The 11,686-nt window shown below is 68.6% G+C and carries 11 protein-coding genes; 4 read left to right on the top strand and 7 right to left on the bottom strand.

The genetic code is table 11. The annotated features are described in order from the left end of the window. Positions 1–88: 88 nt before the first annotated feature. The gene (locus ACGF2Y_RS36240) at positions 89–415 is read right to left on the bottom strand and encodes a rhodanese-like domain-containing protein (protein WP_392956275.1); all 327 of its coding nucleotides are present in this window, start codon (positions 413–415) and stop codon (positions 89–91) included. A 37-nt stretch (positions 416–452) separates the two neighbouring features. Between ACGF2Y_RS36240 and ACGF2Y_RS36235 the strand changes: the two genes are divergently transcribed. Then, positions 453–1,085, top strand: a complete 633-nt coding sequence (locus ACGF2Y_RS36235) for a TetR/AcrR family transcriptional regulator (protein WP_392956273.1) — start codon at positions 453–455, stop codon at positions 1,083–1,085. A 210-nt stretch (positions 1,086–1,295) separates the two neighbouring features. On the opposite strand, the gene ACGF2Y_RS36230 is transcribed toward ACGF2Y_RS36235, so the two are convergent. From ACGF2Y_RS36230 to ACGF2Y_RS36220, 3 genes are all read right to left on the bottom strand, one after another. Further along, positions 1,296–2,675: an FAD-binding oxidoreductase gene (locus tag ACGF2Y_RS36230; RefSeq protein ID WP_392956271.1), complete on the bottom strand. Its 1,380-nt coding sequence runs from the start codon at positions 2,673–2,675 to the stop codon at positions 1,296–1,298. Positions 2,676–3,301: 626 nt separating this feature from the next. Next, entirely contained in the window at positions 3,302–4,066 is a 765-nt protein-coding gene (locus ACGF2Y_RS36225) for an alpha/beta fold hydrolase (RefSeq protein ID WP_392956268.1), read from the bottom strand. Beyond that, positions 4,063–5,187, bottom strand: a complete 1,125-nt coding sequence (locus tag ACGF2Y_RS36220; RefSeq protein WP_392956265.1) for a hypothetical protein — start codon at positions 5,185–5,187, stop codon at positions 4,063–4,065. The genes ACGF2Y_RS36225 and ACGF2Y_RS36220 overlap by 4 nt, the downstream gene beginning before the upstream one ends. A 57-nt stretch (positions 5,188–5,244) precedes the next feature. Between ACGF2Y_RS36220 and ACGF2Y_RS36215 the strand changes: the two genes are divergently transcribed. Next, on the top strand, positions 5,245–5,736 hold the full coding sequence (locus ACGF2Y_RS36215; protein ID WP_392956264.1) for a MarR family winged helix-turn-helix transcriptional regulator: 492 nt from the start codon (positions 5,245–5,247) through the stop codon (positions 5,734–5,736). A 150-nt stretch (positions 5,737–5,886) separates the two neighbouring features. Here the strand turns inward: ACGF2Y_RS36215 and ACGF2Y_RS36210 are convergent, their stop codons facing one another. From ACGF2Y_RS36210 to ACGF2Y_RS36200, 3 genes are all read right to left on the bottom strand, one after another. Next, a complete protein-coding gene (locus ACGF2Y_RS36210) occupies positions 5,887–6,960 on the bottom strand; it encodes a hypothetical protein (protein ID WP_392956262.1) in 1,074 nt (357 codons plus the stop codon). A 638-nt stretch (positions 6,961–7,598) separates the two neighbouring features. After that, the gene (locus ACGF2Y_RS36205) at positions 7,599–7,937 is read right to left on the bottom strand and encodes a thioredoxin family protein (protein WP_392956260.1); all 339 of its coding nucleotides are present in this window, start codon (positions 7,935–7,937) and stop codon (positions 7,599–7,601) included. 257 nt (positions 7,938–8,194) lie between these two features. Then, on the bottom strand, positions 8,195–9,334 hold the full coding sequence (locus ACGF2Y_RS36200) for a PucR family transcriptional regulator (protein WP_392956257.1): 1,140 nt from the start codon (positions 9,332–9,334) through the stop codon (positions 8,195–8,197). 85 nt (positions 9,335–9,419) lie between these two features. Between ACGF2Y_RS36200 and ACGF2Y_RS36195 the strand changes: the two genes are divergently transcribed. Together ACGF2Y_RS36195 and ACGF2Y_RS36190 are read left to right on the top strand one after the other, a co-directional pair. Beyond that, entirely contained in the window at positions 9,420–10,475 is a 1,056-nt protein-coding gene (locus ACGF2Y_RS36195; protein WP_392956254.1) for a ferredoxin reductase, read from the top strand. 7 nt (positions 10,476–10,482) lie between these two features. Next, positions 10,483–11,601: a fatty acid desaturase family protein gene (locus ACGF2Y_RS36190; RefSeq protein ID WP_392956251.1), complete on the top strand. Its 1,119-nt coding sequence runs from the start codon at positions 10,483–10,485 to the stop codon at positions 11,599–11,601. Positions 11,602–11,686 lie beyond the last annotated feature (85 nt).

Genomic DNA, 11,686 nt, shown 5'->3' with positions numbered 1-11,686 from the left:
ACAGAGCCGACACATCCCGTTGAGGACCCTGAGTCAGTCAGGCGGTGGGTCAGACCCCGCCGGGGAACGCTCACGTACATCCTCACGGTCAGGCGGATTCGGTGGGGAGGCCGGCCTCGACCCAGTCCTGGATGCCCTCGCGGTACTTGCGGACGTTGGTGTAGCCGAGGGCGGTAAGCCGGCCGGCGACCTGCCCGCTGTTGGGGCAGGCCGGGTTGGAGCAGTACGTGACGATCGCGGCGTCGCGGTCGGGGAGCAGGGCGGGCGCCTGGGCGTCGACGTCGGCCGGGATCAGCGCCAGCGCGCCGGGCAGGTGTTGCTGGGCGTAGTACGCGCCGCCGAGCGCGTCGACGACGGTCACGGACTCGGCCTTGATCGCTGCTGCCAGCTCGTCGCGGGTGATGAGTGTGGTCATGCTGCTGTCTCCAAGGAATTCGGACTACAGTCCTCTTATGGCTCACGACAGTAACGGACTGCGGTCCGCTTCCGCAATGCCCTTGGAACTGCTGCGGACGCCGCCGCCCAAGGAGCGCGCGGACGCGGCCCGCAACCGGGTCGCGGTTCTGGAGGCGGCCGCCAGGCTGTTCGCCGAGAAGGGCGTCGAGGCGGTCTCCATGGATCAGGTGGCCGCGGCCGCCGGCGTCGGCAAAGGCACCCTGTTCCGCCGCTTCGGCGACAAGTCGGGGCTGGCCGTCGCACTGCTGGACACCCGCGAGCGCGTGCTGCAGGAAGCGATCCTGCACGGGCCGCCCCCCTTGGGCCCCGGGGCTCCCGCCGGCGAGCGCCTGGCCGCGTTCCTCGACGCCTACTTCGACTACCTGCTGGAGCATCTGGCGCTGGTCCGGATGTCCGAGACCGCTACCCCCGGCGCCCGGTACCGGATCGGGGCCTACCGGTTCTGGCACCGCCATGTGGCGATCCTGCTCGCCACCGCCCCCGCCCCCGCCACCGCCCCCGACCCCGACCAGGCTGCCCACGCCCTGCTCGCCGCGCTGGCAGCCGACCACGTCGCCGCGCTTCTGCCGGAACTCGGCGAACAGCGGATGCGCACCGGCCTGCTCCACCTCGCCCACTCGGCGATGTGAACGGTCCTGTCCCGGCGGCCAGGGCCTACGCACCTTGGCCGCCCCGGTGCCGCCGCTCCTCGGACGAACCTCAACGTCGCGTCATGATCGCGCATCACCGCAGGCTGAAGACGTACGCGAAGACGCACGGAAGGGTCTGCTTCTGGCCAAGTCCTGCTTGAGGTTCTCGGGAATCAACGGTGCTTGCCGGGCTGCGGACGCCGGTCACCCCTACGGCTTGATGTTCTGGTTCACGTGGAACAGGTTGCTGGGGTCGTAAGCCCTCTTGACCTCTACGAGGCGCTCGTAGTTGCCCCGGTAGTTGGCCCTGATCCGGTCCTGGTCGTCCTCGGCCATGAAGTTGATGTACCCGCCTTCCTCCGAGTGCGGAGCGGTGGCCTGGTAGTAGTTACGCACCCAGGCGATGTTGGCCTCGTTGTCGGCAGGGTCCGGCCACATTCCGGCGATGACGGTGGCGAACGTGGCATCCCGGTAGGCGAAGGCCGTGTCCTCCGCTGCCACGCGGTGGCAGGCACCGTTGATCGGGTAGATGTGCACCGTCGAGTTCATGGCGGGCAGCCGAGGGCCGTGATCGAGGTGTGCTGTGATCGCCGCATCACTGAGCTCTGTCACGAAGTTGGCCTTCCAGTAGTGCTGCAGGCCAGGCGGCACCAGCGCGTCGAACGCGCTGTTGAGCGCGGAATAGGGCATCGGGCCGACGTGCTCGGCAACCACCGGTGCGATATCGCGGAACCTCTGGACGGCGCGCTCTCCCTCATCCATGGGGCCGGCCCAGCACGCGACGATCAGGATGAAGGTGTCGCCGTGCCGGTTCTCAGGGATGAACGGCAGTGGTGGGGCGATCTGGAAGGCGGGGAAGCCGCCGAGTTCCTCCGGGGCGTCAGCGATGAGTTCGCGGAACGAGCGCAGAACCGTACCGGCGTCTTCCAACTCGTACAGAATGGGCCCGCCGTAGATGTCCTTGACCGGACTGAGCCGGAACTCGAACGATGTCACCGCGCCGAAGTTGCCGCCGCCGCCGCGGATGGCCCAGAACAGGTCGTCGTGTTCTTGCTCGCTCGCGACGACCAGCCTGCCCTCCGCGGTCACCACATCGGCCGAGATCAGGTTGTCGCAGCTCAGGCCCAGGCTGCGGGCGAGGTATCCGATGCCGCCACCGAGGGTGAGCCCCGCGACGCCGGTGGTGGAGACGATTCCGCCCGTGGTCGCCAGACCGAACGCGTGCGTCGCCGCGTCGAAGTCACCCCAGGTCGCGCCGCCGTCCACCCGCGCGGTTCGTCGCTCGGGATCGACGCGGACGCCTCGCATGCCGGACAGATCGGCCACCACGCCGTCGTCGCAGGTCCCGAAGCCGGGCACACTGTGCCCGCCGCCACGCACCGCGAGGTCCAGCTCGTTGTCACGTGCGAAATCGACCGCAGCCATGACATCGCCCGCATGGGCACACTGCACGACGGCAGCCGGTCGCCTGTCGACCATGGCGTTGTAGACCTTGCGCGCCTCGTCATAGCCATCGCTGTCAGGAGTGACTACAGGCCCCCGTGCGCGTTCCCGCAACCGTTCGATCGATGAGTTGTTCACCAACCTCACTCCTTGCGCGTCATTGCCGCGAGTTCCGGAGATACCCAGCCCTCAGCACCGGTCGCCCCAGGCTCCCCCGGCCACTCTGCGACCCGGCTGCGCCTGGCCTGGATCCTTTCCACGCTACGCCGATGAGCCGGATGCTCAACTCGACAGCCTCGGGAACATCCACGCGGCGCCAACGGTACGGACCGGGTCGGCGGCATGGGCGACTCGGAGGGCCTCTCCGCCCGGCATCTCCGCTGGTCGGTCGCGTACGTCCAGGATCAGAGGTCAGGGAGCGATCCGCCCTCCTGCGGCGGCACCCGTGGCCGGTGTTGCGCGTGATCGCTGAGGGCCGTTCGACACCTGCCTCGGCGCAACGCCGATCGTGCGGAAAAGCGTCCGGACAACAAGAGGGCCCGCCTCGATGGCCAGGGCCTCGGTCGTGGAGCGGGTGACGCGAATCGAACTCGCGCTCCGAGCTGGGGAATCACTCGGCACTTGAGGATTCCGCGGGGCCACTGACCTGGCAAAACGTCCCCTGGTGGCCTCGTGGGAGCGGTCGCTGAGAAACCCTTGCTGACCGCTCCTTACCGGTCCGACTGGCACGTAGTGGCACGCCAGGAACCCCGCCGGGCTCTGGTGACTGGAACTTAAGGCTGATCGTTCCGCAGGAAGGCCAGGGCGTGGGCGGAGAACCGCTTGTCCGTGAAGGTTCCGCTATGGCTGCGGTTCTGGTAGACGACGAGCCGGGCGTCTGGAATGCCCTTGACGGTCTGCCGGGCCAGGTCGAGCGGATAGACGATGTCCTTCTCGCCTTGGAGTAGCAGCGTGGGCGCCTTGATCTCGTGCAATCGGCTGCGCAGGTCGAAGCCGTCCTCGGCGCCCAGCATGGTGGCGGCGTCGAGGTGTTCGCGGCTGCCGTCGATGAGCCAGAGCAGGCCCTTGAGTGCCGTCCGGCCGATCGTCGAACCAGTGAGCATCTCGGCCAGTGCGGGGCTCGGCCGCTTGCCTTGCCGCGCGCGCTCGATGTAGCGGCGCTGGGCGCGCCTGCCGACCGGGCCGAGGGTGCAGGCCGTACCGCCCATGACGAGGCGGTCGATCAGCTCGGGATGGTCGGCGGCGAGCTGGAGGGCGAGCGATCCACCGGTGGACAGGCCCAATACGTTCACCGGCCCGCTGAAGGTCGCCCGGATCGCGTCGGCGTGCACTGCGGCGAGCTGGGCCATCGTTGTCGTCGGCGGCAGGCCGGGCGGGCGTATGAGGAGGTGCGTGGTGAACCGCTCGGAGAAGGGCCGCAGCATCCGCAGGGTGAGCCGACGGTTCGCGCCCGTGGGGACGGCCGCTTCCGGGGTGAAGAGCAGGACGATCAACGGCGGCCCTTCGCCGGCTGACAGGCAGGGCAGTCCATGCATCATGAAGCGGCTCCCTTGACCCCGCCGCCGGCGTCGAGGCGGGTGATGCGCCGCTGTGCGGCGAAGGCGGCGGCCGGATAGCGCGGGTCGGGCCGCAGGGCGTATTCGCGCAGGCACGCTTCGGTGAACTTGATGACGTGCTCGTCGCCGTGCTCGGCGGCGCGGGCGCCCAGCTCGTCCAGTGGGGGCAGATCCGGTATCTCCGACTGCCAGGCCGCTGTGTCCTCGTCGCGCCGGTCCGAGGTGAAGGCGAACAGGAACGCCGACTGCACCTGCCAGAGCCGGGCCAGCGTCGGTTCATACAGCTCGTGCGGTAGATGCGGGAGTACGAGGCGGACGGCGGCGGGGGCCGTGACGCCGTGGATCAGCGGGACGGGGTACACCTCGGGGTGGCCGAGGTAGACATCGGCGAACTGGGCTGTCATCTCGCTCAGCAGCCGGGGTGCCTGCTGCGGGGCCAGTGTCTCCAAGGACTCGCCGTATCCGGGGAGTTCGGCGAGCGTGTCCAGGCGGTGGCGGGCGGTACCCGGCCCCATCGGGCCGTCGAGCGGTACGCGGGGCAGCGCGGCGACCGCTTCGGACAGCTCGTGGGGGCCGTGCAGCCGCGGCCGGCCGGGGAGTTCGCTGTAACGGGCCGCCCAGTAGGCCATGCCCCGGGCCAGCTCCTTCAGCTGGAGCGCTGTGCCTCCGTCGCTGGTCGCGTACAGGCCGCGTACGGCGTGCGCCGTACGGATGACCCCGTGCGTCAGGCCCGCGAACAGCCCTGGAAGGAGGCGGGGCCACCAGCGTACGAGCACCTCGCGCCAGTGCGCCTCCGTCAGTTCGCGGACGAAGAGCTGCTCCCAGTCCCCGGCCTGCCGGAAAGCGCCGAGGGCGGGACGCCACGAGGGCTCGTCCGCGGGGTCCAGGGCGAAGCGGGCGGCGGGAGGCTCGTGATGTTCCATCGCCTTCCGGTAGCGCCCCACCCACCGGGCGACTTCGTCCACTTGTCCGAGCAGGGCGAGTGCCTCGGCGCCCATCGGGCCGTGGTTGGCGAGATCCACCCCCTGTCCTCGCTCGTACCCCAGGTCGTCCATGCGTTCCAGGGCGTCATTGAGTGCATCGCTGTAGCTGATCGACGACATCGAAGACCCTTCGGGTTGCCCAATAGTTTGGAAATCAGAACCATATACACTTGTAGCATGCCGCAGAGCGAGAACGCCGGGAAGGCGTCACGGAAGCCGACCCCGGATGAGCTTGAAGTCGCTGGTCTGGTGCCGTTGTTGGAGCCGTTCTTCCGGGGTTCGGTCGTGCGGGATCTGATGCCGGAGCCTTTGCGGGGTGTCATGGAGGCGCATGGCCTGACGCCGCGCCACGGCGCCGTACTGCCCCAGTTGCTGGCCGGACGGCCGCTGGCGGTCAGTGAGGTCGCCCGACGGCTTCAGGTGTCACTGTCCACCGCCAGTGAACTGATCGGAGCGCTGAGCCGGGCCGGCATCGTGGATCGGGCCGAGGATCCGACGAACCGCCGCCGCGTCCTGGTGTCCTTGGCCGCGGAATACCGCCTGCCGCTCGAAGCCTTCATCGTTCGGCGGACCGAGCCGCTGCTACGCGCGCTGGAGGGGCTGTCGCCGGATGAGAAGGCGGGATTCCTGACAGGGCTCACGGCCTGGGTCAGCGAAGTGCAGAGGTGAGCGCGCTGCGCGCGCTTCGGCGGGCGAGCGATGGACGCCGAAGTCCTGCTGGAACGCGCACCGGTGGCATCGACCCCGGCTGCTCCGATGGGCTGGCGGCAGACGCAGCAGGCCGGTTCTCGGGACGCCCTGGTGCGGTGTGGCCGGTCGCTACCAAGTGGTCAGGTCGACTGCGTGGACACAGTGGGGGTCGGATGTGTCTGTCACCCAGCGGTCCGCTTCGCCGATGAGTGAGGGCAGGGCGGCTAGCAGTGCGGTCAACGCGCCGGTGAGCTGTACGTCGGCCGCGATCAGGCCGTCGGCCTTCTCGACTGCGAGGTAGAGACGCAAGCTGTCCTGTCCGGTGAAGAGGAACCCGCAGAGTGCTGGGCTGGGCGGGGTCTCGACGAACGGCCAGGCCAGCGTGCGCAGCACGCGCAGCGCTTGATCCGTATGAGACGAGTCGGCGGGTTCGAGGACGGTGGTGTCCACCGGGACCAGCGGCATGCCCATCACGGTCGCGTCCGTATGGGGGAGAGAGCCGGATGCGAGCGTGCGGGTCCAGCCAAGGACCAGTGGGGCAGTCACCGGCTCCTCGTCCTCGTCCGACAACGGGACTTCATAGGCAACCAGTTCGTGTGGCGCCACCGCGTCGGCGGCTCCGGTCACGACCCGGACTGCGTCCCGCGCCGGCAGCACACCGCGCAGGAAGGTTCCCCCGGCTAGGGGCACCGCTGTGTAGTCGAGGAGGAAGCGCGTGATGTACGCCTGCTGCTCGACTGTTTCCCCGCCGGGGTCGTTCACTCGTTGATCCAGTCCGGGCACCTGTTCATGCCCTTGCAATAGGCCGTGATGACACCGATCTTCGATCTTCTTGCCCCTGCCCGCGTCGTACTCACCATCGGTCGTGCGGCGCGCGTACTGCACGATGACCACGATCTTCACCAGCTTGGTCTGGTTGCGGGCGACCCCGTAGTACTCGAGTCTGCCTCCGTTCTTCTTGTCGACCCTCCCGGCCAGGGCCGCGTCGACCACCCGGCACTTCTTGATGTTGTGCTTGCCGGAGAAATGGTTCCAGCCGAGATCGACGTTGCCGTAACGCGTTGGGATCACCCGTCCCTCGGGGTCGGTCTCCTCGCATTTCACGCTCTTGTTCCAGTGCGGCGCCGCTGACGCCTCGCCCACGGGGGCGGCTGCGAGGCAGGCGCTGGCGGCAACTGCGGTCAGCATCTTGATCATCTTCATGGCCGGACCGTGCCACCCCACCGCATGGCATAGTCCCTCCCCGCGGACAGAATCGTTTCTCTTCCCCTGGATGGGTGAGGTCCGATGGGTAGCCGAGTGAACTTATCCGGGCCTGTCTCAGTGGCGTCAGCTGCCCTCGCGCAGGTCACCAAGGACGGCGGTGGTTGGTGCCTCCCGGACACCGGGACCCGGACGCGTGGCCACACCAGAGGTGTCCCGCCTGTCCGACTGTCAGGTACTGGCACGGCGCTGCGCGGGATAGCGAAGAGGGCGACGTGCGTGAGAGGCATCTGTCCATCCCCGGAAGTGGCCTGAGCTCCTGGGTATGGCCGAGCGGTTCCCCTGGCGGTTTGTGGAGGTTTCTGGCGGCGGAAAGGGGGCAAGGTGGTGCGCAGATTGTGCGCGATGCTTAGACCGGTCCAGACAACAAAGAAGCCCCGGGCCGCTGGCCTGGGGCTTTCATGTGGAGCGGGTGACGGGAATCGAACTCGCGCTCTGAGCTCGGGAATCAGCGCTTCCGCGGTCTCGCGCACGACCTCGAACCGCCCTGCGGTGGTGAGGCGGGAGATGGGCTGCCAACCGCCCGCGTCCGCTTCGAACGCGACGAGAAGCGGCGGTCCGGGCGCCGCAGCGGCCGCTCAGAGGTGACCGTCCAGGAACTTCCGTACCTCGTCGATGGTCATAGGCCCCGTGCCGTGCGCCACCGCCGCTCCCTCCTTCAGCAGGAGGCAGGACGGGGCTCCGGTGATCCCGTATCGCTCGGTTGCCGCCGGGCAACGCGTGATGTCGGTGCGGACGACCGTCAGGCGGCCCGTGTGGGCGGCGGCGATGTCGCCCACGACGACATCCATCACCCGACAGGGCTCGATCGCCTTGGGCCATGCCCCGGTGAAGTATGCGAGAACCGGAACCTTGCTTCTTCCGAGGATGAAATCGAACTCCGCGTCCTCACGAGGTCGGTGAACCAGTTTTGTCATGGGAGCTCCTGACCTCACGTTCCGTACTCCGTCCCATCATCCCTCGCGCGGTGTGCCAGGTCGGCCCTGGCCGGTCGTCCGGCCGGCTGCCGGGAGGGAGGTACGGGCCGCCGCAGGACGGCGGTGGCCCCTGGGACGAGCGGCCCGGCCCCTTGTCACGACGACCGGAAAGCCGTTTCCCGGGTCATAGCGGCATGGCGCCGGGAACGAGCACGATCTCCGGACGCTTACGGACGCGGCGGTGGACGGGTGACGCGTCAGCGGACCCCGAGACCGACCGCCAGCGTCAGTTCAAGGACCCGGTGTGGCGATGCGAGATCGGGAAACAGCTCCCGCAACTGCGGCATCCGGTATCGGACCGTCTGGGGATGGACGAACAACGCCGCCGCGACCTCGTCCCGCCTGCCCTGGTGCAGCAGCCACGCCCGCAACGTCTCCTCCAGCCGTCGTGCGGTTGCGGCAGGCAAGGTCTGCAACGGTGCGAGGGCTCGGGCGCGCAGGTCTGCGAACGCGTCCGCGTCGGCGCTGAGCACCAGGTCGGGCAGGTGGTCCTCGGTGTCGCGAATGTCAGAGGAAAGGGAGCGCGCGCGTAGGGCTCGTGCGTACGAGGCGGACGCGTGGGTCCATGGCCGGGCCGGGCCGACCACGGCGGCGCGGTCGGTCAGCTGCCGCAGGAGACGTGATCGGTCGGCATCGGGGACGAGGAGCACACCGGTGGCATCGGGCAGATCGTCGAGGACGAGGGTGCTCGGATCGAGTGTCCGGTAGGCAGGCCGGGCCTGGGCGGCGGGCAGCAGGACGGCGGTCAGCGAAACCGGAGGCTGCCATCTGGCCCGTTGGCCGGAGGCCAGCAGCACGTCCGGGCTCGCGCCGGCGAGGAGGTCGCGGGCCAGGTGTTCCAGGTGGCGCTCGTGGGCTCTGCCCCGGGCGGCCAGTTCGTCGGCGTGGCCCGCGGCGCTCGCGGCGGAGAGCTCGTCGATGTAGGCGAAGGTCAGCTCGGCGAACTTTGCGACCTCGGCGGCGGGCAGGCCTGCGGGTACGGCACCCGCTGCCAGGCAGCGCCAGGCGACCCGGGCGCCGACGCGGTAGGCGCTGAGCAGGGCGTCCATCGAACGGCCGTCGCGCACCTCGCCGCGGCCCAGCTCGTAGGCGGCGTCCCCGGCGTCGCCGCCTGTGGCGTTCCCGCTCGCGAGGTCCAGGTAGTGCCCCAGGGCGGTGCGGACTGCTCTGCGGATGGTGGCGCCCATGCGGCCCGACAAGGCATGGGCGTAGGGAGGAACCTCGTCGATGATCGCCTGGACGACTTCGTCGGCGGTGGTCTTCAGGGCGGCCCGAAGGGCGGTGACCGTCGTCTCATCCAGGGTCAGTTCGCTGGCCCTCCGGATTGCATAGCTCATTTTTGTTCCCTGCGAACAATTGAGTCGACCAGATTTACGTCCTGTGGTCAGGACTTTACGCCTGGAGGCGCAGCAAGCTGGAGTCATGACGAGTGGAGCCCTCCGCAGTAGGGCGTGGAAACTGCTGGAGATGGTCACGACGCCGCTGCTGCCGTCGGACTACCTCGACCTGGTCAGCCCGCTGCGTGCGGGCGCTGACCTGTGTGGGCGCATCGAGGCCGTGCACTCCGAGACGGATAACGCCGCGACTGTCGTGATCAGGCCGGGGCGGGGCTGGCGCGGCCACACAGCCGGCCAGTACGTGAGGATCGGGGTCGACGTCGACGGAGTGCGCCTGTGGCGTGCCTACTCCATCACCTCGCCGACGAACCGCCGGGACGGCCGTGTCACGATCACCGTCAAGGCGATCCCGGACGGCAAGGTCAGCAACCACCTGGTCCGCAGGGCGAAACCGGGCACGCTGGTCCAGCTCGACCAGCCGACCGGTGACTTCGTCCTGCCGCAGGCCAGGCCCGCCAAGGTGCTCTACCTGACGGCCGGCAGCGGCATCACGCCCGTGATGGGCATGCTGCGCGACATCGAACTCGACGACGTCGTCATGGTCCACTGCGCGCCACAGCCTCAGGACGTGATCTTCCGCAAGGAACTGCACGGACTGGTCGCGGACAAGAAGCTTCGGCTCACCGAGGTGCACACCGACACCGACGGCAAGCTCGACATCGCCCGTCTCGACGAACTCGTGCCCGACTGGGCCGAGCGCGAGACCTGGGCCTGCGGGCCCGCAGGCCTGCTCGACGCCGCCGAAGAGCACTGGACCGAACAGGGCGTCCAAGAACGCCTGCACACCGAACGGTTCCGCGCCGGCATCGTCGTCGCCGGCGACGGCGGCGAGGTCACGTTCAGCGCGACCGGCAAGACCATCGACGCGGACGGCGCCACGCCGTTGCTCGACATCGGCGAGGAGGGCGGCGTGCTCATGCCCTCCGGGTGCCGCATGGGCATCTGCTTCGGCTGCGTCACGCCGCTCAAGGCCGGCGCTGTCCGCGACCTGCGTACCGGCGAGATCACCGAGGCCGAGCCGGGCGTCCTCATCCAGACCTGTGTGTCCGCCGCGGCGGGCCCCTGCGACATCGAACGCTAGGAGCACCTTGACCGCCATCGACCCCACCGCCCACCTGACCGCGGAGCAGATCGAGGAACTGGGCCGCGAGCTGGACGCGATCCGCGACGAGGTGATCGCCGACCGCGGCGAGAAGGACGCCGCCTACATCCGCCGGGTCATCTCGGCGCAGCGCAAGCTGGAGCTGGTCAGCAGGGGTGTGCTGCTGTTCTCGATCTTCCCGCCCGCGTGGCTGCTCGGCACCGCCGGGCTGTCCGTGGCGAAGATCATGGACAACATGGAGATCGGCCACAACGTCCTGCACGGCCAGTGGGACTGGATGCGCGACCCGAAGATCCACTCCACCACCTGGGAGTGGGATCACGTCTCGCCGTCCGATCAGTGGAAGCACTCGCACAACGAGCTGCACCACACGTACACCAACGTGATCGGCAAGGACAACGACCTCGGCTACGGCATCATGCGCGTCGACGAAGACCAGAAGTGGCACCCCTTCCACCTCGGCCAGCCGCTGTGGAACTTCCTCAACGCCTGCTTCTTCGAGTACGGCATCGCAGCGTACGACCTGGAGCTCGGCAAGAACCTCACCAAGCGCAGCCGCAAGAACCCGGAGTTCCGCGCGCGGGCCAAGGCCGTGGGCCGCAAGATCCGCAAGCAGGTGCTCAAGGACTACGTGATCCACCCGCTGCTGTCGGGCCCCTCGTTCCTCACCACACTCGCCGCCACGTTCACCGCGAACCTGGTCCGCAACCTCTGGACCCACTCGGTGATCATGTGCGGGCACTTCCCCGAGGGCGTACAGGTCTTCGAGCGCCGGTCGATCACGGGCGAGACACGCGGCCAGTGGTACCTGCGCCAGATGATGGGCTCGGCGAACATCAGCGGCAGCAAGGCCATGCACTTCATGACCGGCAACCTGTCGCACCAGATCGAGCACCACCTGTTCCCGGACCTGCCGAGCAACCGGTACGCCGAGGTCGCGGTGAAGGTGCGCGCGCTGTTCGAGAAGTACGAGCTGGAGTACGTCACCGGCCCGCTGCCCAAGCAGGTGTTCTCCGCGTGGCACAAGGTCTTCCGGCTCGCACTGCCGAACAGGCAGCCCAAGGTCGGAACGCCGGACCGTGAGCAGGACCTCATCGCTTCCTAATGTTGTTGTCAAGCGGCTGCGGTCACGGGCGGTGTGACCTCGTAGCACCGTCGGTCACGGATCAGGGCCCACAAGACGTTGACGC

The sequence above is a fragment of the Streptomyces sp. NPDC048142 genome, from assembly GCF_043202835.1.
Taxonomy (GTDB): domain Bacteria; phylum Actinomycetota; class Actinomycetes; order Streptomycetales; family Streptomycetaceae; genus Streptomyces.
Note: the sequence above shows the minus strand (reverse complement) of the source record. Positions and strands in the feature narration are given on the sequence as shown.